19 protein-coding genes are annotated in these 21,476 nt (G+C 73.9%); 10 read left to right on the plus strand and 9 right to left on the minus strand.

The window, feature by feature from the left end:
• On the minus strand, positions 1-975 hold the full coding sequence (locus ACMCNK_RS26370; RefSeq protein WP_412739049.1) for an NlpC/P60 family protein: 975 nt from the start codon (positions 973-975) through the stop codon (positions 1-3).
• 86 nt (positions 976-1,061) lie between these two features.
• Here ACMCNK_RS26370 and ACMCNK_RS26375 point away from each other — a divergent pair, with 86 nt between their 5' ends.
• The 3 genes from ACMCNK_RS26375 to ACMCNK_RS26385 all read left to right on the plus strand — a co-directional run bounded on the left by ACMCNK_RS26375 (position 1,062) and on the right by ACMCNK_RS26385 (position 2,691).
• On the plus strand, positions 1,062-1,382 hold the full coding sequence (locus ACMCNK_RS26375; RefSeq protein ID WP_412739050.1) for a metal-sensitive transcriptional regulator: 321 nt from the start codon (positions 1,062-1,064) through the stop codon (positions 1,380-1,382).
• Positions 1,383-1,499: 117 nt separating this feature from the next.
• The gene (locus ACMCNK_RS26380; protein ID WP_412739051.1) at positions 1,500-1,712 is read left to right on the plus strand and encodes a heavy-metal-associated domain-containing protein; all 213 of its coding nucleotides are present in this window, start codon (positions 1,500-1,502) and stop codon (positions 1,710-1,712) included.
• Positions 1,705-2,691, plus strand: a complete 987-nt coding sequence (locus ACMCNK_RS26385) for a hypothetical protein (protein WP_412739052.1) — start codon at positions 1,705-1,707, stop codon at positions 2,689-2,691. Before ACMCNK_RS26380 ends, ACMCNK_RS26385 begins: the two co-directional genes overlap by 8 nt.
• On the opposite strand, the gene ACMCNK_RS26390 is transcribed toward ACMCNK_RS26385, so the two are convergent.
• From ACMCNK_RS26390 to ACMCNK_RS26405, 4 genes are all read right to left on the minus strand, one after another.
• Entirely contained in the window at positions 2,678-3,829 is a 1,152-nt protein-coding gene (locus ACMCNK_RS26390) for a methyltransferase (protein WP_412739053.1), read from the minus strand. The two genes, ACMCNK_RS26385 and ACMCNK_RS26390, sit on opposite strands and share 14 nt — an antisense overlap.
• A gap of 260 nt (positions 3,830-4,089) precedes the next feature.
• The gene (locus ACMCNK_RS26395) at positions 4,090-5,850 is read right to left on the minus strand and encodes a DEAD/DEAH box helicase (RefSeq protein ID WP_412739054.1); all 1,761 of its coding nucleotides are present in this window, start codon (positions 5,848-5,850) and stop codon (positions 4,090-4,092) included.
• 413 nt (positions 5,851-6,263) lie between these two features.
• Positions 6,264-6,488 (minus strand): DUF3107 domain-containing protein, encoded by a 225-nt coding sequence (locus ACMCNK_RS26400; protein ID WP_412739055.1) that lies wholly within the window; start codon positions 6,486-6,488, stop codon positions 6,264-6,266.
• Positions 6,489-6,543: 55 nt separating this feature from the next.
• The gene (locus ACMCNK_RS26405; protein ID WP_412739056.1) at positions 6,544-7,206 is read right to left on the minus strand and encodes a TetR/AcrR family transcriptional regulator; all 663 of its coding nucleotides are present in this window, start codon (positions 7,204-7,206) and stop codon (positions 6,544-6,546) included.
• 154 nt (positions 7,207-7,360) lie between these two features.
• On the opposite strand from ACMCNK_RS26405, the gene ACMCNK_RS26410 reads away from it, so the two are divergent.
• The 5 genes from ACMCNK_RS26410 to ACMCNK_RS26430 all read left to right on the plus strand — a co-directional run bounded on the left by ACMCNK_RS26410 (position 7,361) and on the right by ACMCNK_RS26430 (position 15,856).
• Positions 7,361-9,514 (plus strand): Daple, encoded by a 2,154-nt coding sequence (locus tag ACMCNK_RS26410; protein ID WP_412739057.1) that lies wholly within the window; start codon positions 7,361-7,363, stop codon positions 9,512-9,514.
• Positions 9,514-10,470 carry an alpha/beta fold hydrolase gene (locus ACMCNK_RS26415; protein ID WP_412739058.1) on the plus strand — a complete coding sequence of 319 codons (957 nt, stop codon included), beginning with the start codon at positions 9,514-9,516 and terminating at the stop codon, positions 10,468-10,470. The genes ACMCNK_RS26410 and ACMCNK_RS26415 overlap by 1 nt, the downstream gene beginning before the upstream one ends.
• Before the next feature lie 117 nt (positions 10,471-10,587).
• Positions 10,588-13,614: a DUF3152 domain-containing protein gene (locus ACMCNK_RS26420; RefSeq protein ID WP_412739059.1), complete on the plus strand. Its 3,027-nt coding sequence runs from the start codon at positions 10,588-10,590 to the stop codon at positions 13,612-13,614.
• A gap of 107 nt (positions 13,615-13,721) precedes the next feature.
• Complete coding sequence (gene moeZ, locus ACMCNK_RS26425; protein ID WP_412739060.1) at positions 13,722-14,903, plus strand: adenylyltransferase/sulfurtransferase MoeZ; 1,182 nt, start codon at positions 13,722-13,724, stop codon at positions 14,901-14,903.
• Between the two features lie 107 nt (positions 14,904-15,010).
• Entirely contained in the window at positions 15,011-15,856 is an 846-nt protein-coding gene (locus ACMCNK_RS26430) for a squalene--hopene cyclase (RefSeq protein ID WP_412739061.1), read from the plus strand.
• Between the two features lie 5 nt (positions 15,857-15,861).
• On the opposite strand, the gene ACMCNK_RS26435 is transcribed toward ACMCNK_RS26430, so the two are convergent.
• A complete protein-coding gene (locus ACMCNK_RS26435) occupies positions 15,862-16,302 on the minus strand; it encodes a MarR family winged helix-turn-helix transcriptional regulator (protein WP_412739062.1) in 441 nt (146 codons plus the stop codon).
• Between the two features lie 84 nt (positions 16,303-16,386).
• Between ACMCNK_RS26435 and ACMCNK_RS26440 the strand changes: the two genes are divergently transcribed.
• Complete coding sequence (locus ACMCNK_RS26440; RefSeq protein WP_412739063.1) at positions 16,387-17,238, plus strand: SDR family NAD(P)-dependent oxidoreductase; 852 nt, start codon at positions 16,387-16,389, stop codon at positions 17,236-17,238.
• 23 nt (positions 17,239-17,261) lie between these two features.
• On the opposite strand, the gene ACMCNK_RS26445 is transcribed toward ACMCNK_RS26440, so the two are convergent.
• The gene (locus ACMCNK_RS26445; RefSeq protein ID WP_412739064.1) at positions 17,262-18,506 is read right to left on the minus strand and encodes a glutamate-5-semialdehyde dehydrogenase; all 1,245 of its coding nucleotides are present in this window, start codon (positions 18,504-18,506) and stop codon (positions 17,262-17,264) included.
• A gap of 8 nt (positions 18,507-18,514) precedes the next feature.
• Positions 18,515-19,627 carry a glutamate 5-kinase gene (proB, locus tag ACMCNK_RS26450; RefSeq protein ID WP_412739065.1) on the minus strand — a complete coding sequence of 371 codons (1,113 nt, stop codon included), beginning with the start codon at positions 19,625-19,627 and terminating at the stop codon, positions 18,515-18,517.
• 60 nt (positions 19,628-19,687) lie between these two features.
• Here proB and ACMCNK_RS26455 point away from each other — a divergent pair, with 60 nt between their 5' ends.
• Complete coding sequence (locus ACMCNK_RS26455) at positions 19,688-19,999, plus strand: MGMT family protein (protein WP_412739066.1); 312 nt, start codon at positions 19,688-19,690, stop codon at positions 19,997-19,999.
• Here the strand turns inward: ACMCNK_RS26455 and ACMCNK_RS26460 are convergent, their stop codons facing one another.
• Positions 20,000-21,403, minus strand: a complete 1,404-nt coding sequence (locus tag ACMCNK_RS26460) for a gamma-glutamyltransferase (protein ID WP_412739067.1) — start codon at positions 21,401-21,403, stop codon at positions 20,000-20,002.
• Positions 21,404-21,476 lie beyond the last annotated feature (73 nt).

Here is a 21,476-nt window from a genome sequence, read left to right on the forward strand (position 1 = left end):
TCAGCGGGGTCGGCCGTAGCCGTGGATCGGCTGGGAGTCGATCGGCGAGACGCGGACGTTCTCCCCGTACTCCGGTGCGTGGATCATCTTTCCGCCGCCGATGTAGATGCCGACGTGACTGATCCGGCTGTAGAAGAACACCAGATCACCGGGGCGCAACTGGTCCCGGTGCAGCGAGGCGACCACGTCGTACTGGCGGCCGGAGTTGTGTGGCAACTGGATTCCTGCCGCGCGCCACGCGGCCGAGGTGAGGCCGGAGCAGTCGTACCCCCATGGGCCGGACCCGCCCCACCGGTACGGCTTGCCCAGCTGCGCGAACGCGAACGCCACCACGCGTCCCGCCGGCCCCGGCACGTACGGCGGTGGGGGAGTCTCGGTGTCGGTGTAACGGGAGCCCCCGCCGTACGCAATCTGCCGGAGCCGTTGCAGCGTCGTGATCTCGCCCTCGATGGTGGCCCGCCGGGCGGTGAGCCGGATCTGCTCCTGCTGCTGCCGGTTCGCGAGCACCGTGAGGGTGCGCCGGGCGTCCGTGACCCGGGCCTGCGCCGCGTGCAGGTCCGCCAGGGCCCGCTGCTGCTGGTCGGCGAGCATGTTCAGATCGAGCAGGCGCTGCACGAACTGCTGCGGGGTGCGCGAGGTGAGCAGCGCCAGGGTCGGCCCGCCGCGGGTCTGCTGGTACGTCTGGATGGCCATGCCGCCGATCAGGCGCTGTCGGGCGCGCAGGTCGAGGGCCAGCGGGGTGAGCCGTCCGTTGAGCGTGCGGGACCGGGCCCGGATGTCGGCGAGGTCGTCGCGGGAGTCGTTGAACTGTTCCACGACCACTTCGAGCTGCCGGGATGCAGCCTCGATGCGGCGGTCCAGGTCGGCCCCGGTCGGCCGGTCGGCGGCGGCCGCGCGTGGTGGGGTGGCACCGGTCACGGCGAGGAGGGCGACGAGGACGGCGATGGCCGCTCGGATGATCGGGGGGTACGGCACACCGGGATAACGGGACAAATCGCCGAAGGCGACGGCCCACGCCGGTCCGGCCTCGGGGCCATACGGGTAGGGGGTATGCTGGCGGCATGTCCGACGACACCGATCCGGCCGCGGAGCCGGTCCACCCCGGCCCGCACGGGTATTCCGGCGACAAGGCGGCCGTGCTCGGCCGGCTGCGCCGCATCGAGGGGCAGATCCGTGGCCTGCAACGGATGGTCGACGAGGACACGTACTGCATCGATGTGCTGACCCAGATCTCGGCCGCGACCCGTGCCCTGCAAGCGGTGGCGGTCGGCCTCCTGGAGGACCACCTCGCGCACTGTGTCGTGGACGCGGCCCGGTCGGGCGACCCGAGTGCCAAGGTCAAGGAGGCCTCCGCGGCCATCGCCCGCCTCGTCCGCTCCTGACCCCGCGCGGTGGCCACGTTTCGTGCACCCGCCGGGGACCGAAGGTCGCCCAGCCCGCGGCCGAAGATTCAGATGGTGCCGCCGCCACACCGGACGGCATCCGCGAAAGGAACCGACATGTCCGTCACCACCACGTACACCGTGACCGGGATGACCTGTGGGCACTGCGTCCAGGCCGTGACCGGGGAGCTCACCCTGCTGTCCGGCGTCGAGGACGTCCAGGTCGACCTCGGCACCGGTGTGGTCACGGTGACCAGCGCCGCGCCGCTCACCCCGGACGCGGTGCGCGCGGCCGTCGACGAGGCCGGCTACGAGCTCGCCGATGCCTGACCTGATCGCCGTGGCACCGCCGCCCGAAACCCCGCCCGCAACCCCGGCCGGACCCCGGCGCGACCGGGAGACGTTCCGGCTGGCCGCGTTCGGTGCCCTGCTCGTGGTGGTCCTGTTCGCCGGGTACGGCATCGGCCGCCTCGCCGGACCCACCACCTCGGGGTCCGCCGGTTCGTCGACGCCCATGCCCGCGACCGGCATGACCGGCATGACCGGCAACGAGAACGCCCCGCACACCCACACCGCTGCCGGTGCCCCGAACACCAACCCCGGCGAGGCGGTCGGCGGGCTCGCCGTCACCGCGTCCGGCATGACGCTGGTTCCCGGCACCACCACGTTCGCGGCGGGCCGGTCCCAGCCGTTCACGTTCCGGATCACCGCGGCCGGCGGGGCGCCGGTCACCACGTACGCCGTGGTCCACGACAAGCCGCTGCACCTCGTCGTCGTGCGCCGTGACCTCACCGGCTACCAGCACCTGCACCCGACCATGGCGCCCGACGGCACCTGGACGGTCGACCTGACCCTGGCCGGGCCGGGCAGCTACCGGGCCATCGCGGACTTCACCGCGATCGTGGGCGGCAGCCAGATGCCATCCACGCTCGGCGCCGACCTCACCGTCCCCGGGGACTACCGGCCGGTCCCGCTGCCCGTGCCCGTCCGGACGGCGACGGCGGACGGTTTCACGGTCTCGTACGAAGGGACCCCGCGTGCCGGGGTGGCCGAGCCACTGCTCGTGTCCGTCACCGCCCCCGGCGGTGGCCCGGCCACGCTGGAGCCGTACCTCGGGGCGTACGGGCACCTGGTGGTGCTGCGCGTGGGCGACGTCGGGTACGTGCACGTCCACCCGGAGCCGCAACTGGTCGACGGCAAGGTGAAGTTCTGGCTGGCCGCGCCCGGCCCGGGCAGCTACCGGATGTTCTTCGACTTCCAGGTGGCCGGCCGCGTGCACACCGCGGCGTGGAGCGTCACGGTGCCGTGAGCAGCCGCTCCAGGGCCGGCCGGACACCCCACTGACCGGCCAGGGCGGCGTACTCGGCGTTCTGCTCTCGCGTCGGCACGGCGCCGGTGTGCCGGGCGCGCAGCAGCATGTTGCGCGGGGTGTGCGCCGAGTCCACGAACTCGACCACCTCGACCCGGTAGCCGTGCAGGCGCAACTGCGCCGCCCGCAGCGCGTCCGTGAGCACGTCCGCGAACCGTTCCCGCAGGATCGCGTGCCGCAGCACCTCCCCGTACGGCGCCGGGGCCTCGGCGCCCTTGAGCTGCGCGGCGATGTCGTGGTGGCAGCACGGGGCCGCCAGCACCCAGCGGGCCTGCCATCCGATGGCGCGGGCCAGTGCCTGGTCCGTGGCGGTGTCGCAGGCGTGCAGCGCCAGCACCAGGTCGGGCGCCGGGGCCACGTCGGCGGCGGCGATGGTGCCCGCCACGAACGTCACGTCGTCTGCGCAGCCGAGCTGCTGCGCGACCGCGGTGTTGCGTACCCGCTGGTCGTCGCGCACGTCCACACCCACGACCCGGACCTTCACGCCCCGGTCCAGCAGATACCGGTACGCCGCGAACGTCAGATAGGCGTTTCCGCAGCCCAGGTCCGCGACCCGCAGCGGCGACGGGAGCTGGGCCGGATCGTCGGGCAGCGTGGCCGCCAGGGCCCGCAGGAACGCGTCCACCTGGCGGCGTTTGGCCGCCGTCCCGCCCACCACCGCGAACAGCGGGTCACCGGGGTCGAGCAGCCACTGCTTGGCCCGGTCGTGGCCGCGCACGGCCGGTGCGGCCGTGTTCGCCGCCCGGTGCACCTGCGCATCGCCCTTCTTCGTGACCCGCACCTGCACGGTCGCGGTTGCGGTCTCGACATGCCAGTTCCCGAACGGCTCCGCGAGCAGCGCGTCGACCGCGGCCGCGGCTTGCGCACCCGGTGCCACATTCCTCGTGTACGGGCGGGCGCCGTCATCGGTCACGATCTGCAGCCGGGTGCCCGCCTTGAGGGCGACCGGCCGCACCTCGGCGCGGGACACCGACGGGGTGTGCCCGCGCCTGCGGCCCGCCGCCACGGCGCGGGTGAGCGCCGGGTCCAGCAGGAGTTCACGCAGCTCGGCGAGCACGGCGTCCAGGGGTTGGGGCATCCCCCCATTCTGCCCGGGCCCCGTCGTCGCCCACGCGGCCGGCGACAACCAGCGGCCGCTGCTCGCCATCGGCGAAGCCAAGTGGGGCGACACGATGGGCATGGGACACCTCGGCTCGTCCGGACCGCGGCGCAGGACGGCAGCGTCGTGCTGGTCGGCATCGCGGATCTCTACCGGCGTGCCTGACCGCCCGGGTGCCCCACCAGCGGTGCGGCTCCGGACGGTCGGCGTCGTCGGAGCGGGCCCGGCCCGCTAGTTCGTCAGTCGTCGGTGGCGTCCGACGTGGCCGCCTCGCCGGTGTCGGCCGCACCGTTCGCCGAGCCCCGGCCGCGTCCGCCCCGGCGCCGACGGCGCGGGGGACGGTCCGCCGACTCGCCGTCGGGCGCGCCGGCCTCGGTCTCGGCGGCACCGTCCGAGAACTCGGGTACGACCGCCGCCCGGCTCCCGCCGCGACGCCGCCGTCCGGTGCGCGCCGGGCCGTCGCCGGTCTCGTCCGCGGGGGCGGTCTCGGCTGCGCCGGTCTCCGTACCCTCGGGCGCCGTGTCGGTGTCGAGGCGGCGCCGGCGGCGCTGGCGTGCCGGCCGGTCCGCGGTCTCCTCGGTGGTGGTGGCGGTGCCCTCGTCGCGGCCGCCGCGGGTACGCCCGCCCCGGCCGGGACTGCGTCCGCGCTCACGGCCGCGACGGCGGCCACCGCTGAGGTCCTCCTCGACCTCGGCGGCCAGGCCCGCGCGGCTGCGTTCCGCGGTGGGCAGGGTGCCGGTGACGTCGGTCGGGATGTCCAGGTCGGCGTAGAGCGCCGGGCTGGTGTGGTACGTCTCCGGAGGCTCCGGCATGTTGAGGCCCATCGACTTGTCGATGAGTACCCACCGCGGCATGTCCTCCCAGTCCACGAACGTCACCGCGACGCCGGTGGCGCCGGCGCGGCCGGTGCGGCCGATGCGGTGGGTGTAGGTGTCCGGGTCCTCGGGGCAGTCGTAGTTGACGACGTGGGTGACCCCGGAGACGTCCAGGCCACGCGCGGCCACGTCCGTGGCCACCAGGACGTCGATCTTCCCGGTACGGAACGCGCGCAGCGCCCGCTCCCGGGCGCCCTGGCCCAGGTCACCGTGGACGGCCGCGACCGCGAAGCCGCGGAAATCCAGGTCCTCGGAGACCCGGTCGGCGGCCCGCTTGGTCCGCGTGAAGATCATCGTGAGGCCGCGTTCCTTGGCCTGCAGGATCCGCGCGACCATCTCCAGCTTGTTCAGCGGGTGGGTGCGGTAGACGACCTGCTTGGTGAGCGGCGAAGGACCGCTGTCCTGCGTGTGCCCGGCGTGGATCGTGACCGGGTGGTGCAGGAACCGGCGGGCCAGCGCGACGATCGGGTCCGGCATGGTGGCCGAGAACAGCATGGTCTGGCGCTGCTCGGGCAGCATGGCGAGGATCTTCTCGACGTCCTCGAGGAAGCCCAGGTCGAGCATCCGGTCGGCCTCGTCGAGGACCAGCCCGCGGACGCCGTCGAGCTTGAGCTGCTTCTGCTTGGCGAGGTCCAGCAGGCGCCCGGGGGTGCCGACGAGGATCTCGATCCCCTTCTTCAGCGCCTCGACCTGCGGCTCGTACGCGACGCCGCCGTAGATGGGCAGCACCCGCACGCCGCGGGTCTTGCCGGCGGCGGCGAGGTCGCGGGCCACCTGCAGGCCCAGCTCGCGGGTCGGGACGACGATCAGGGCCTGGGGGCGGCCGTCGGCGCCCTCGGAGGGCGCGCTGACGCGCTCCAGCAGGGGCAGGCCGAAGCCGAGGGTCTTGCCGGTGCCCGTGGGGGCCTGGCCGATCAGGTCCGTGCCGCGCAGGGCGATCGGCAGGGCGTACTCCTGGATCGCGAACGCACGAGTGATGCCGGCCGCGGCCAGGGCCTCGACCGTCTCCGTGCGGACGCCGAGTTCGGCGAAGGTGGGGCTGTCGGGGCGGACGGGGGCTCGGTTGAGCACTGGTACCAGCGCGGGTTCCTGTTCGATGCTTTCGGTGTTTTCGATTTCGGTCATGGAGTTCTGCGGGTGCCTCTCGTGGTGCGCCCGTCGAAGTCCAGGGCGCGATATGGGTGGTGCGCGGGCCACACGCGAAGTCGTTCGCGGGCCGCACGCGCGCGCCGCGGGGGCGTTGCGCCGAACCGCCTGGCTCGACGAACGCCCGGATCGCCAATCGACCAATCACCTAGATCGACCACATGGCCCAAAACCAAGCACGTGGTCCAAAACGACCACGTTGCCTGTACCGGCTCCATGGCCGGATCAACCAGTTTGGCCTAGATCGACAATCGGCTGAATCGCATTGACGCCAGCGGCGACCCGCCAAGTCTACCTGACCGAGTGAAAGCGCACCTCAGAGCGCAGGTTCCAGGGGGCCTCTACGGGACGACGGCAGGAAATCCTCCGGATTCCCTGCCGTCGTGTGCGGGTCAGCGGGTGGTGAAGCCGAACGGCCGGTTGGACGTCTCGGCGATCTCGACGTACGCCAGCTTGGCGGTCGGGACGATCACCCGGCGGCCCTTCTCGTCCGTCAGAGTCAGGACGCTGTCCTTGGCCATCGCCTCGGTCACTGCCTGCTCCACCTCGGCCGGCGTCTGCGCGCTCTCCAGCACCAGCTCGCGCGGGGCGTACTGCACGCCGATCTTGACCTCCACGGGGTCCTCCCTCGTACGAATCCACCGGCCTGCCGGATGTCTACCGGTCTGAAGGCTAGCCGATTTCTCGCGGCATTCCTCCCGTTGGCTCACCCTGCAACGGGAAGCTGGCGATACCGCGCCAGATGAGCGCCGCGACCAGTGCCTCCGCCTCCTCCTTGGCCGTACGGCGGCCGTTGGCGAGCCAGAACTGCGCCGACTGCCCCGCCGCGCCGACCAGACCCGAGGCCAGCAGTTCCGCCTGGTCCGTGCTCAGCCCGGTGTCCGAGATGATGGTGTCCGTCACGGCCACGATGCAGCCCTGCTCGACCCGCTCGACCCGCTCCCTGACCTGCGGGTCGTTGCGCAGATCCGACTCGAAGACCAGCCGGAACGCCTCACTCTCGTGATCCATGAAGTCGAAGTACGCGCGGACCGCGCCGCGGACCCGCTCCTTGTTGTCCGGGGTGGCGAGCATCGCGCCGCGTACCTTGGCGATTATCGAGTCGCAGTGCACGTCCAGCAGCGCCAGATACAGCTCCAGCTTGCCGGGGAAGTGCTGGTACAGGACCGGCTTGGAAACTCCGGCCCGCTCGGCGATGTCGTCCATCGCGGCGGCGTGGTAGCCCTGCGCCACGAAAATCTGCTGCGCGGCGGCCAGCAGTTGCTTACGGCGTGCGGAGCGCGGCAGGCGCGCGGGGCGCCCCGCCGTCTGGGCTCCGCCGGACGCAGCGGTCATGTCTCTCCAACCTCCGAGGTTCGGTCCCCCGCGGTTCGGCGCGGATCGCCCGGCCACCGCGTGACACGGCCGGAAGGGCAATTGTCGCGACGCTGCAACTTATCGCCAATGCCACCACACGGTAGCCTCAGGCGGGGCGAGCGAGGAGCGCGCGGTGGACGAGACAGGACAATCCGGTGACACCGGAGCCGTGATGGGCGGCCCCGGCGCCGAGTCGCGCGACCGCGCCCGCGTGAACGGCTGGTCCGGCTCCGACAGCGCGTGGTCCAGCGCCGGCGCCGCTCTCGACCCGGAGGAAGGCGTCCCCGCCTGGCGCCGCCCGTTCACCCGGCCGTTCGGTCAGCGGGCATTCCCGGCGAGCCGGGCGCCGTTGCCGCCGGGTCACTCGTCCGGGGATTTTCCGCTTCCCGACGCCGGGCCCACGCCGTTCGCCGACGCGGGCGGTCACGGGGAGCTCCCGGCGTTCGGTGACGCGGGCAGCTCCGGTGACGTCCGCGCGTTCGGTGACGCGGGCAGCTCCGGGGAGATCAGGCCGTCCGAGACCGGCGCCGAGCAGAGCGGGCCGGCCTGGTCCGAGGGCCGGTCCCGCTACGCCGACCTGTTCGCCCACCGCACTCCCCAGACCGTGCCGCCCGAGGACCCCCGGCCCGACAGCGCGCCGCCGTTTCCGTACGAGGGGGATCTCGACGACGCCCTGCACCGCGATCAGACCCGGGCACCGCAGCAGCGGTCCGGGCTGGCGGAGCGCCCCACCCGGGCGATCTTCCCCGCGGTGCGCCCCGCGACGCCGGGCGGGCGCCGCGTCGACTGGACCACCGCCGAGTCCGCCCGCCACGCGCGCGACCCCGGCGGTCAGGTGCGGCCCTCCGACGATCAGGACGCCGTGCGCCCGTCGTACGATCCGGGCGGTTTCCCGGGCCGGCTGACGTACGAATCCGACACGCCGCCCGCGACCGCCGCCCCGTCCCCCGACAGCTCTGCCGGATACGGCACGTCCCCGGCGTACCCCGGTTGGTCCGGCCGCTCCGTCGGCGAACCCGGCGCCGAGGGTGGGCCGCTGTCCGGGGCGCTGCCCCAGCGCGTACCGGCCGAGCCGGACGTGCCCACCGTCCCGGAGCCGCCGTCCGTGGAGCCATCGGCCGAGACGCCCGCGCTCGCCCGCATCGCGACGCACCTGCGCCGCGGCGACGTGCTGGCCGCGGAGGAGCGCCAGGAGGGCTTCGACGTGCAGGCGATCCTCGCCGCCGTACGGGAGGTGGCCGGCGTCCGCGACGCGTCGCTGCGCACCACCCCGGCCGGCGCGCACAGCCTGCGCCTCGACCTGGCCGACGGGGCCGATCCCGCAGAGGTGAGCCGCCAGGTCGCCCGGCTGCTGCAGGACCGCATGGGCCTGGACGCGGCGATGCAGGGCGGGGAGACACCCGCGCCCCCGGCGAGCGCCCCGGCCTCCGCGCCCCCGGCCGTCCCGTTCGTGCCCAGCCAGCCGACGTCCGCCGCGCGCGACGTTCTCGGCCCACCGCCCTCCTCCGCGCGCGACGTTCTCGGCCCACCGCCTTCCTCCGCCGGACGGGATGCGCTCGGGCCGCCGCCGCCGCCCGCGGCGTCGGCCGGGCACGACGTCCTCGATGGACCGTTGCCGCCCGCCCGGCCGGTCGATCCGCTGCCGCTGCCGCCGGAGCCCAGCCGTTCCGCCGAGGCGCCGATCGCCGGGGCGCCGCCGCCGATCACACCGATGTCGGCCCCTCCGGCCTCGGTGCTTTCGATGCCGCCCGCACTGCCCACCTTCGCGCCCTCGCAGGCGGTGGAACGCGCCGCGTACGCGCCGCCCGGTGGCCCGGTGGACGTGCTGTCCACGGGAATCAACGGCGCCACGCCGCGACCGCTCGACATCGGCGACCGGCCCGGTCCGCGGGTCGTCATCGAGAACGTCCAGGTCAGTACGTTCGGGACGGAGGCCACGGTCGAGGTCCGGCTGGCCGCGGGCAACCGCATCGCCACCGGGGAGGCCACCGGCCCCGCGGTCGACGGGTACCTGATGCGGCTGTGCGCGATGGCCACCGCCCGGGCGGTCGACGAGCTGCTGTCCGCGTCCCGGCATGCCGACGGTCCCGCCCGGTGCTTCGTCGAGCACGCCGCGGCCGTCCCGTTCGGAGCGATGCAGGTGGCCGTGGTCGTGCTGCTGCTGTCCTGCGGCGGCTGGGTGGAGCAGCTCGCCGGCTCCGCGGTCGTGGTCGGCGACGATCGGCACGCCATGGTGCGCGCGACGCTTGCGGCGGTCAATCGCCGCCTTGAAGCTCTGCTTTCCTGATGAAGGGCGCCGTGCTCGCCGCCGACGGCGCTCTGCCTGCCGGTGGTGTGCCCGCGCCGTGGCCCGCCCGCCGGGTCACCATCGACGGGGCGATGCTGCACGTCCGGGACACCCCGGCCACGGGGCCGGACGCCGAGCCCGCGGTGTACGTGCACGGTCTCGGTGGTTCGTCGCAGAACTTCACCGACGTCGCCGCGCTGCTCGCGGGCCACTTCGCGGGGCAGGCGGTGGACCTGCCCGGATTCGGCTACAGCGACCCCAGCCGCCGGTACTCGCTGCCCGCGTTCGCGGACCGGCTGATCGGCTACCTGGAGTACGCCGGGCGCGGTCCGGTGCACCTGATCGGCAACTCGCTCGGCGGCGCGATCTGCGTACACGTGGCCGCACGACGGCCCGACCTGGTCCGTACGCTGACGTTGATCTCCCCGGCGATGCCGTTCCTCGACCCGCGGCGTACCGCCCAGGGGCCGGTGCTGCCGCTGCTGGCGTTGCCCCGCGGCGAGCGGATCTTTGCGTGGGGGATGACGCGGCTAACGGTCGACGAGCTGGCCGAGCAGGTGATCGCGGTCTGCTTCGGCGACACCACCCGGGTGAGTCCGCAACGCCGGGCCGAGGCGATCGAGGAGATCAAGCTCCGGTACACGGTCGCGCACTACCCGCGGGCGTATCTGGGGGCGTTGCGCGGCCTGGTGTCCAGCTTCGTGCGGGCGTACCTGCCGGGCGACAACTCCATGTGGCGGCTGGCCGCCCGGATCGCCGCGCCGACGCTGGTGATCGGCGGGCTCGACGACCGGCTGGTCGACCCGCGGGTGCCGGCTCAGGTGGCCCGGCTGATCCCGGACGGGCGGCTGCTCATCCTGCCCGGCGTGGGTCACGTGGCGCAGATGGAGGTGCCGCGGCTGGTCGCCCGCGCGATCGTCGGGATGCTCACGGACGTCCGCTCCCCGGTCGGGTGATCCACACCGGCCCACCGGCCGGGCCGGAGATCCGAGGGTTCCTCGCGAAATGCCGGTGACCCGGGGTGCTCGCATGGCACCCTGGCTCTTGCTATGGCAAAGCCGACAAAACGTTCCGTGAATCGCGCGGCGGACCCGCCGACCGCGATGCGGCCGGATGAGGACAGCGCGCCCGAGCGGGCCATCCCGGAGCACTCGACGCGTGCGGTCGTGGTCGCACGATCGGGGGCACGTAACGGCGTGACGGCCGAGGTGCCGGACGAGGGGCCGGCCGACCGGCCCCGGCGGCGTCGCAGCGGGACGGACGGGGTACCGGCCGAGGCGCACGCCCGGCACCAGCGCGTCGAGAACCCGGTGGAGGACGCCCTGGCGTGGGTCACCGAACCCCGGCCCCGGCGCCGCCGTACGGCCGACGGGGAACCCGCACGCCGCCGCCGCAGCCCCGCCGCCGCCCAGCGGCCCGGAGCTCAGCCGGGCGGCGCCGAGCCACCACCCGGGTCCGGTGGCCCGCCCGGACCCAGCGCGGCGAGCCCGTACGCCCAGGAGGCAGCCCGGTCCCGGCGTCGCCGGCCGACGACCGGGTACGCCGCCGACGTCCCCGCCACCGAGCCGGACGAGTGGACCGGCGGGCAGGCGCCGGACGAGCCACGTGACGAAGCGGGACCACCACCGCCCGAGACCGGTTCGCGCCGGCGCCGCCCGGTCCCGGGCGCAGGCCGAGCTGCCTGGGACAGCGAGGCGGCCGACGAGCCGTTCGGGGAGTCTGCCCCGGCTGCGCGCCAGGGACGCGGCCGATCCCGGCGCGGCGGCACTGCGGCAGCGCCGGACATCGCCCTCAGCCCCTCGCGCCCTCGGCGCCGCGGCACGGCCGACGACCTGGACCCGCAGCGCAGCGCGATCGCGGCGAAGGCGGCGCTGCGGCGACGTCCGACCGCCGCCGCGGCCGCCCGGGCGACCGCGCCGGGCGCGGCCGGCCCGCATGCGGGCGCGACCAGCCCGGTCCCGCTGACGGCGGAGACGGCCGCCGCGCTGCACCGTACGCAGGAGGCCGTGAACCGCGCCGCGATGACGGATCGGACCATCGCCCACCGGCCGCATCCGCTGGAACCCCGTGACGTGCGCGAGGCACAGGCCGCCGCCGAGAACGACGTCGCCGCATGGGTGGACATGCTCATGGGTACGGTCAGCGCCGACGCCACGGACGATCTGGAGGACGTCGGCCGGTGGCCCGAGAGCCCGGAAGCCGACGTGACCTCGATGCCGGGCGAGGCGTTCTTGGACGAGCCGCACCCGGGGTACCTGGAGGACGCGCGGCAGTCGTTCTGGCCGCCGATCGTGGTGGGACCGGCGCCCGCGATGCCGCTCGGCGTGGAGCCGCCCGCCGGCGCCGCGGAAGCTCTCACGCTCGAGGACTTCGTCGAGACGGCCGAGCCCGAGTCGCCCGACGTGGCCGCGCCATCCGTGGCGGCCGAGTCGCCTGACCTGGCCGCGCCATCCGTGGAAGCCGAGCCGCCCGACCTGGCCACGGAAGCCGAATCGCGCGACCTGGCCACGGAAGCCGAGTCGCCCGACCTGGCTGCGGAAACGGTGCGGGCCGAGCCGCGCGACCTTGCCGCGGAAACGGCGGGGTCCGCCGCGTTCGCCGGGACGGTGACGCCGGACGTCGGCGACCTCACCGAGACGGTCGAGCCGGACGCCACCGCGACCGTGGAGCCCGAAGCCGCGGACGCCACCGAGGCGGCCGTTCCCGAACCGCCGGACCTCGGCGAGGCGGTGGCGGAGCCCGCAGACCTCACCGCGGCAGCGGCCGCGGCCACGCTCGGCGCCGCGACGGAACCGGAAACGCGTGCCGTCGCCGAGCCGGCCGGGGCGGAGCCTGCTGTCGCCACCGCGGAGGCCGCCGAGCCGTCACGCCGGGGCACCGCCCCCGCCGCGGCGGCCGGCGTCGCCCGAGTCGCGGCGGCGAGCGCAGCCATGGAGGCGACGGCGGGGCCGGCGGACGCGGACACGATCGAGGTGACCCGTAGCCAGCGGGAGGCCGCGACAGCCGGCTATCTCGGTGCGGTCGCTGTCGGCGCGGAGATGGCCGAGCCGGTACGTCCGCCGAGCGCCCCGCCTGAAGGCCCTGTTCCGGCTGCACCGGACACCGGGCAGATCCTGCTTCCGGGCGTCGCCGGCGCCCCACCCGATGTGGTGGGACCGACGACGACCGTCACGGAGCCCAGCCGCGGGAACCGGCGCCGCATCTGGGCCGCGGTGCTGGCGCTGGTCACGGTCGGCGTCCTGGTCGCGGGCATCGTCTGGCTCGTCCGGCGTGATCCGCTGGCCGCGCGCCGCACGGTCGGGCACACCCCGTCGGCCGCGCCGGTCAATCCGCAGCAACAGCCCACGGAGACCGGGCCACCGGCGGGCGCGGCGCCCGGGCCGATCGGCCCGAGTGCCGCGGCACCGACCACCACCCAGCCGGCCCCGACCACCGGGCCGACGACCGCGCCGACCACCGGTGCCGCGGCCGCCCCGCCCCCGGACGAGGCGACCCAGGCGCCGAGCGGCAAGCCCGCGGGCAGCTTCGCCTACGCCTCCGGTTACGGGCCGGTGCTCGGCACGAAGGGCACGATGCGTACGTTCCACGTGGCGGTCGAGAAGTACGTGGGCGCGGGCGACGGGGCGCCGGTCGCCCACGGGCCGGACGCCAACGCGTTCGCGGCCGACGTGGACGACATTCTGGGTGACTCGCGCAGCTGGATCGCCGGTGGGAGGGTCCGTTTCCAGCGGGCGCCGCACGGGTCGCCCGCGGAGTTCACGATCTACCTGGCCTCGCCGGAGACCTCGGAGGAGATGTGCGCGCGGGGCGGCCTGCAGACCAGGGGCTTCAGCTCGTGCCGGCTGCCCGGCCAGGTGGTCATCAACTCCGACCGCTGGCACAAGGCGGTGCCGCACTACGACGCACCGCTGGACGTGTACCGGGCGTACGTGCTCAATCACGAGATCGGCCACCAGCTCGGCTACGGCCACGAGAAGTGCCCGGGCAAGGGCGAACCCGCGCCGGTCATGCTGACCCAGACCTACAGCCTGGACGGCTGCACCGCGTACGGGTGGCCGTACCGCAACGGCAAGCGGTACGCGGGCCCGCCGGCCGTCTGATATTCCCCGTCCCGCATGTCGGACCGGGTGTTCATGGTCATGCCCGCGCGGCGGGCGGACGAGCAACAATGGGGGCCGCACCTGACCGCCAACCCGGGGAGTAAACCGTGTCGCTGCCCCCGCTCGTCGAGCCCGCCGCCGAGCTGACCGTCGACGAGATCCGCCGCTACTCGCGCCACCTGATCATTCCCGATGTCGGGATGGACGGGCAGAAGCGGCTCAAGAACGCCAAGGTGCTCTGCGTCGGCGCCGGTGGCCTGGGCTCGCCGGCCCTGCTCTACCTGGCCGCGGCCGGTGTCGGCACGCTGGGCATCATCGACTTCGACACCGTCGACGAGTCCAACCTCCAGCGCCAGGTCATCCACGGCGTCTCGGACGTGGGCCGCCCCAAGGCCGAGTCGGCGGCGGCCAGCATCCGGGAGATCAACCCGCTGATCGACGTGGTCATCCACAACACCGCGCTGGACCGGGACAACGTCCGCGAGATCTTCAGCCAGTACGACCTGATCGTCGACGGCACGGACAACTTCGCCACCCGGTACATGGTCAACGACGCGGCGGTGCTGCTCGGCAAGCCGTACGTGTGGGGGTCGATCTACCGCTTCGACGGCCAGGCTTCGGTGTTCTGGGCCGAGCACGGCCCGTGCTACCGCTGCCTGTACCCGGAGCCGCCGCCGCCCGGCATGGTGCCGAGCTGCGCCGAGGGTGGCGTGCTCGGCGTGCTGTGCGCGTCCATCGGGTCGATCCAGGTCAATGAGGCGATCAAGCTGCTCACCGGCATCGGCGATCCGCTGGTGGGCCGTCTGATGGTCTACGACGCCCTGGAGATGGAGTACCGCAAGATCAAGGTCCGGAAGGACCCGAACTGCGTGCTCTGCGGGGAGAACCCGACGCTGACCGACCTGATGGAGGACTACGAGGACTTCTGCGGTGCGGTCTCCGACGAGGCCGCCGCGGCCACCGAGAACGCGACCATCACGGCCCGCGAGCTCAAGGAGTGGCAGGACTCCGGCAAGGACATCTTCCTGGTCGACGTCCGCGAGCCCGCCGAGTACGAGATCGTCAACATCAAGGGCGCGACGCTCATCCCGAAGGGTGACATCCTGTCCGGCGAGGCGCTGGCACAGTTCCCGCAGGACCGGAAGATCGTACTGCACTGCAAGTCCGGCGTGCGCTCGGCGGAGGCGCTCGCGGCGCTGAAGGCGGCCGGATTCGGCGACGCCGTGCACGTCCAGGGCGGCATTGTCTCCTGGATCAACACGGTCGATCCGTCGCTGCCGTCGTACTGATCGGCCCGCCCGATCGGACATCCGTCGCCAGGGTGTCCGATCGGGCGGATGTGACAGTGACCGATGCGGGGCAGCGGCGTCGCGCCGCGCCCGGTAGCGTTCCGGTCGTGGTCGACATCGATGCCGCCATTGGGTACGTGGTAGCCCACGGTGACCCCGTGGAGCGGGCGCGGCTTTCCTTCCTGCGCACCGGCGCCCCGCCGCCGGACGACGTGGTCGAGCGGATCACCGCTGGGCAGACGCCCGGGGGTGGTTGGCCCGCGACGGGCGACAGTCCATTGCCGTCGGTGGACGCCACCTGTTTCCGGCTCGCCGAGCTCGACGATCTGGGTGGCGTGCGCGGCCCGGCGGTCGAGCGGGCCCTGGCCTGGCTGGTCGGGGTGCAGCACCCCGACGGTACGTGGCAGGAGAGCGAGGCGCTGGCCGCGGAGGCTCCGGCCTGGGCGGCGCCCGGCGACCCGGAAGCGACCCTGTATCTGACCTCGGTGGCGGGTTTCTGGCTGACGGTCGCCGCCGCCGACGCGTATGCCCGCGAGGACTGGCCGGCGCGGTATGCCGCCGCGCTGCGCGCCGCCGCCGCGTACGTGGTGGCCCAGGTGCGTCCCGACGGGACGTGGCCGTCGTTCCTGGCGGCGGGCTGGCATGCCGCGGTCCTGCTGCACCAGCAGCACCACTTCTACGAGTCCGCCCGCATCCAGCTCGTGCTCAGCGAGCGGCTCGACGGCATGGCACCGGCGGATCTCGCGTCGATGGCGGCGGCGGTGCGCCGGGTGAATCTGGGCGACGACTGGCTGCTGCGGGCGGCGTACAAGAGGCTGGGCGAGACCCAGCGCACGGACGGCGGCTGGGACAGCGCCGAGGGCCCGATCTTCGACGTCAACACCACGCTGACGGCCTTGCGTGCGGTGCTGCCGGCGGCTCGGCAGGGGACGGTCGACCCGGGCGTCCGCTGATTCGGTCAGCCTCGCTGTCGCGTGGCGTCCAGCGCGCGGGTGGCGAGCCGGTGCAGGGTCCGGCGCTCGGCCACGGTCAGTCCACTGAAGACCGCCGCCTCCACCTCGTCGAGCGCCTGCGCGGCCGCCCGTAGCGCGGTGAGCCCGGCCGGGGTCGGGCTGACGACGTACCGGCGCCGGTCGTCCGGGTCGCGTTCCCGGGTGGCGTAGCCGGCCGCCTCCAGGTCGTCGACCAGCCCGACCATGGTCGTACGGTCCAGCCCGGTGCCGGTGCTCAGCTGCTGCTGGGAGAGCCGGTGGGTCTCGATCAGGGTCAGCACGTTCACGTGTTTGGCGCGCAGCCCGAGCGGGGCCAGCGCGCGTTCCGCGGCGGCCAGCGCCTCCTCGCCCAGCTTGATGAGCACGTACCCGGTGCGGGACGCGAGCTGGTCGGCCGGGCTGGTCATGCGCCGACTGTACGGGACCGCTTGTCAGTCACGTCATCAGTCTGGAAGACTGACCGTCAGCATCGCTGACGATTTGGAGGACTGATGAACTGGGCCGGGCAAACCGTCATGATCACCGGAGCGTCGTCGGGCATCGGGGCAGGGTTCGCCACCGCACTGGCCGCCCGCGGCGCCGACCTGGTGCTCGTCGCCCGCAGCGAGGACGTGCTGACCCACACCGCGCGGCGGCTACGGGCGGCGTACGGCATCCGCGCCGAAGTGGTGGTCCAGGACCTGACCGCACCGGGCGCCGCCGACATCGTGCGGGCGGCGACCGACCAGCGTGGACTGACCGTCGACGCCCTGATCAACAACGCCGGCTTCGCCAGCGCGGGACGGCTGCACGAGGTGCCCGCCGAGCGGGTGAGCACCGAGGTCGCCCTCGATGTCTCCGCGCTGGTCGACCTCACCACTGCGTACCTGCCGGGCATGGTCGCGCGGCGCCGCGGAGCCATCGTCAACGTCGCCTCGATCGCCGCCTTCCAGCCGACGCCGTACATGGCGGTCTACGGCGCCTCCAAGGCGTTCGTGCTGTCGTTCAGTCAGGCGCTGCGGCAGGAGAACCGCGGCACCGGTGTGCGGGTCACCGCCGTCTGCCCCGGCCCGGTCGACACCGGCTTTTTCGGGGTGGTCGGCACCTCTGAGGCCCGGGTCGGACGGACGCGCCCGGTCACGTACGTCGTGGCACGGGCCCTGCGCGCGGTCGAGCGCAACCGGCCGGTCGTCACACCCGGCCCGGAGAACGCCTGGGTGCCGCTGGCGAGCCGGCTGATGCCGCGGCGGCTCGTGGCTGCGGTCACCGCCCACAGCCTGCGGGGAGCAGCCGCCTCACCGTCGGCGGCCCAGGTACCGACCGCGGGCGCGGTCACCGCCGGATACCCGGCCACGGATCACTGAGAGCCACGCCCGCGACGGATGGCTCAGGTCCGGGTGTGGCCGTTGCCGGTGACGATGTACTTGGTGCTGGTCAGCTCGGGCAGGCCCATGGGGCCGCGGGCGTGCAGTTTCTGCGTACTGATGCCGATCTCGGCGCCGAAGCCGAACTCGCCGCCGTCGGTGAACCGGGTCGACGCGTTGACCATCACCGCGGCCGTGTCCACCCGCGCCGCGAACCGGCGGGCCGCGGTCACCGACTCGCTGACGATGGCCTCGGTGTGACCGGTGCCGTACCGGCGAATGTGGTCCAGCGCGTCGTCGAGCGAGTCGACCACCGCGGCCGAGATGTCCGCCGACAGGTACTCCGTGCCCCAGTCCGCGGCCGTCGCGGGCACCACGTCGGTGCTGTACCCGGCCACCCGCGGGTCGCCGTGCACCGTCACCCCGGCGGCGATCAGCTCCTCGAGGACCAATGGCAGGAACGAGTCCGCGATGTCCGCGTGGACCAGCAACGACTCGGCGGTGTTGCACGTGGACAGCCGCTGCGTCTTGGAGTTCATCACGACCGCGAGCGCCTTCTCCAGGTCGGCGTCGGCATCGACGTACACGTGGCAGTTGCCCACCCCGGTCTCGATCACCGGCACGGTCGACTCCTCCACCACCGCCTTGATCAGCGAGGCGCCACCGCGCGGGATCAGCACGTCGACCAGGCCGCGGGCGCGCATCAGCTCCTTCACCGAGTCCCGGGTGCTGGCGTCGAGCAGCTGGATCGCCTCGGCGGGCAGGCCCGCCTCGGCGACCGCTTCGCGCAGCACCGCCACGATCGCCGCATTCGAGCTGTACGCCGACGACGAGCCGCGCAGCAGCGCCGCGTTGCCCGACTTGAGGCAGATCCCGGCGGCGTCCGCGGTGACGTTGGGCCGTCCCTCGTAGATGATGCCGACCACCCCGAACGGCACCCGGACCTGGCGCAACTCCAGTCCGTTTGCGAGCGTGGAGCCGCGAACCACGTCGCCGACCGGGTCGGGCAGCGCGGCGAGCTGGCGCAGGCCGTCCGCCATCGCGGCCACCCGTTCCGGGGTCAGCGTCAGCCGGTCGATCATGGCCTCGGGTGACCCGCCCGTACGTGCCTTGTCGACGTCCACGGCATTGGCGGCGACGATGTCGTCCGCGCCGTGCGCCAACCGGTCCGCCATCAGCAGCAGGGCCGCGTCCTTCTCGGCCCGGGTGGCGGCGGCCAGCTCGAACGAGGCGGCGCGCGCCTCACCCGCCTGCTGCAGGACACTCATCGTCACTCCTAAAGAAGTACGAGGTCGTCGCGGTGGACGACCTCTCGTTCGTATTCCGGGCCGAGTGCGGCCGCCAGCTCGGAGGTGGTGCGGCCAAGCAGCGCGGGCAGTTCCACCGCGTCGTAGTTGACCAGGCCCCGGGCGATCGCCACGCCCGACTCCGCGGCCACGAGATCCACCGGGTCCCCCGCGGCGAACGAGCCGTCCACCGCGGTGATCCCGGCGGGCAGCAGCGACTTGCGCCGGGCCACGACCGCGGTGACCGCCCCCGGGTCGAGGTGCAACCGCCCCCGCGGAGCCGTGGCGTGGGCCAGCCAGAACAGCCGGGCCGTGGGGCGTTGAGCGGCCGGCTCGAACAGCGTGCCGACCTCCGCTCCCTCCAGCACGGGCCCCGCAAGCGGGGCGGCGGTGAGCACCACCGGGATGCCGAAGCCGGTGGCGATACGGGCCGCCTCCACTTTGGTCACCATGCCGCCGGTGCCCACGCCGGCGCGGCCGGCCCGCCCGATCGCCACCGCTTCCAGGTCGGCGTCGTCGCGGACCACCTCGACGCGCTTCGACGCGGGGTCGACCGGGTCGCCGGTGTAGAGCGCGTCCACGTCGGAGAGCAGCACCAGCAGGTCGGCGTGGACCAGCGCGGCGACCAGGGCGGCGAGCCGGTCGTTGTCGCCGAACCGGATCTCCTCGGTGGCGACCGTGTCGTTCTCGTTGACGACCGGCACCGCCCCGAGGTCGAGCAGCTTGCGCAGCGTCCGGTACGCGTTGCGGTAGTGCGCCCGTCGGGTCACGTCGTCGACCGTCAGCAGCACCTGCCCGACCGTACGGCCGTGCCGGGCGAAACCGGCCGCGTACCGCCCGATCAACAGGCCCTGGCCGACGCTCGCCGCGGCCTGCTGGGTGGCCAGATCGCGCGGGCGCCGGGGCAGGTTGAGCGGGGCCAGACCGGCGGCGATGGCGCCGCTGGACACCAGCACCACCTCGCGGCCGTCCGTGGCCAGCTTGCCCAGCACGTCGACGAGCGCGTCGACGCGCTCCTGGTCGATCCCGCCCGCCGCCGTGGTCAGCGAGGACGAACCCACCTTGACCACGATCCGGCGCGCACCGGTCACCACTTCCCGCACCCGCCCATTCTGCGCGGCGTGACGCTCGGGACCGTCCGCGGATCCCATATCGTGGCGGCGGTGACACCGCAGGAGTACGTCGAAGAGGTGCTGGCGCTGGTGGAGCGCATCCCCGAGGGCCGGGTCATGTCGTACGGCGCGGTCGCCGACGCGCTGGCCGACGCCTCGGGCCGCAACTCGGCCCGCCAGGTCGGCTCGATCATGGCCCGGCACGGCGGTGGGGTGCCGTGGCACCGGGTGGTCAACAGCGCCGGGCGCCTTCCGCCCGGGCACGAGCAGGAGGCCCGGCAGCGGCTGCTCGCCGAGGGAGTCCCGCTGACCGGTGACCGGGTCGACATGAAGCGGGCCGCCTGGCACCCGGCGGGCGACTGATCAGAGGTGCAGGCCCGCGCCGCCGCGGCGCGGGTCGCCCGCCGCGCCGCCCGGCCCCACGCCGGTCACGCCGCCGAAGTAGTGGTCGATGTCCGGCCACCGGTTGATCTGCCATCCGGCGTCGGCCAGCGCCTCCAGCTCGGCCTCCGGATACCCGGCCTCCGCGTGCACGGTGTCGCCGACCACGTGGAACCGCGGCCGGGCGACCGCCTGCCGCAGGTCCAGCCCGTCGACCAGCACCCCGAGCAGCGTGTCGATCAGGGCCGTACGGATCCGTGACGCGCCCGCCGACCCCACCGCGACCGTGAGCCGCCCCTCGGAGTCGGTGACCGCCATCGGGCACAGGTTCGACGACATCCGCAGACCGGGGGCCAGGTCGGGGGTGAGCAGTTCGCCCTCGCCGAGCATCGAGTTCATGTTGATGCCGAGGCCGGGCAGCCACACCGCCGCCCCCAGCCCCAGCGTGGTGGTGACCACGCAGGCGTTTCCCGCGGCGTCGACCACGGCCACGTTGGTGGTGTCGCCGACCCGCTGGCGCCCCCGGTCGCGCAGGGCGGTCGCGACCGCGACGGCCCGCTCGGGGCGGGTCAGCTGCGCGACGTCCGAGGGCAGGGCGGCGATCGTGTCGACGGCCCGGTTCAGGTCGTGCCGGGCGTGCACCCGGTGCCCGGCCAGCCAGGCGTGGTCCACAGGTGTCTCGTTCACCTGGTAGGTGGCCAGGTCGACGGGGCCGAGGTTGCCGCCGTCCGCGCGGACCGCGTCCACCAGGATCTTGGAGAACGCCCCGGTGTAGAACACCGCCGGGCCCTCCGCGGCCAGCCCCTCCAGCGCGGTCGTCAGGCCGGGATGGAACAGCAGCTCGCCGCCCTGCATGAGCTGGCCGTTCGGGGCGTACACCGCGCCGCCCTCGCCGTACGCCAGCGCGGGCGCGCAGGATGCCAGCGTGCGGGCCTGCGCCGCGGGCAGGATCACCCCGGTACGGGCCAGCTCGATCGCGGGCGCCACCACCTCGGTCCAGGGCAACCGCCCCCACCGGCGGTGCAGTTCGCCGCAGCCGGCAGGCACGCCCGGCACGGCCACGCTCGCCCCGCCGATCGCGTACACCTGGGGGACGCCGCCGAAGAAGACGTCGACCGCCACCATCGCGTCCGGTTCGACGTCGCCGTCGGTCCCGGGTACGGCGACGAAGAAGTCGAGGCAGGTCGCCGTACCGGTGGCCGCGTCGTAGTAGGTGGCGAAGCCGCCCCCGCCGAGTCCAGTGAAGACGGTCTCGGCGACGCAGGTCGCCAGCACGGCGGCGACCGCCGCGTCGGCCGCGGTCCCGCCGGCCCGCAGGATCTGCAGGCCGGCGTCCGCGGTCGCCGGGTGCGCCGCGGCGACCCCGGCGGCGATGGGAGCCTTCATTTGCCGAAGCGTAGGCCCGCCGCTCAGCGGGGGCACAGCATTCGGCGGGACACCCGGCACGGTCCACCTTCCG

Source organism: Krasilnikovia sp. MM14-A1259, assembly GCF_047159535.1.
Taxonomy (GTDB): Bacteria; Actinomycetota; Actinomycetes; order Mycobacteriales; family Micromonosporaceae; genus Actinoplanes.

Coding starts and splice junctions, on each gene's coding strand:
- ACMCNK_RS26375 (WP_412739050.1), top strand. CDS start 1,062: ATGTCCGACGACACCGATCCGGCCGCGGAGCCGGTCCACCCCGGCCCG.
- ACMCNK_RS26380 (WP_412739051.1), top strand. CDS start 1,500: ATGTCCGTCACCACCACGTACACCGTGACCGGGATGACCTGTGGGCAC.
- ACMCNK_RS26385 (WP_412739052.1), top strand. CDS start 1,705: ATGCCTGACCTGATCGCCGTGGCACCGCCGCCCGAAACCCCGCCCGCA.
- ACMCNK_RS26390 (WP_412739053.1), bottom strand. CDS start 3,829: ATGCCCCAACCCCTGGACGCCGTGCTCGCCGAGCTGCGTGAACTCCTG.
- ACMCNK_RS26395 (WP_412739054.1), bottom strand. CDS start 5,850: ATGACCGAAATCGAAAACACCGAAAGCATCGAACAGGAACCCGCGCTG.
- ACMCNK_RS26405 (WP_412739056.1), bottom strand. CDS start 7,206: ATGACCGCTGCGTCCGGCGGAGCCCAGACGGCGGGGCGCCCCGCGCGC.
- ACMCNK_RS26415 (WP_412739058.1), top strand. CDS start 9,514: ATGAAGGGCGCCGTGCTCGCCGCCGACGGCGCTCTGCCTGCCGGTGGT.
- ACMCNK_RS26435 (WP_412739062.1), bottom strand. CDS start 16,302: ATGACCAGCCCGGCCGACCAGCTCGCGTCCCGCACCGGGTACGTGCTC.
- ACMCNK_RS26440 (WP_412739063.1), top strand. CDS start 16,387: ATGAACTGGGCCGGGCAAACCGTCATGATCACCGGAGCGTCGTCGGGC.
- ACMCNK_RS26445 (WP_412739064.1), bottom strand. CDS start 18,506: ATGAGTGTCCTGCAGCAGGCGGGTGAGGCGCGCGCCGCCTCGTTCGAG.
- ACMCNK_RS26460 (WP_412739067.1), bottom strand. CDS start 21,403: ATGAAGGCTCCCATCGCCGCCGGGGTCGCCGCGGCGCACCCGGCGACC.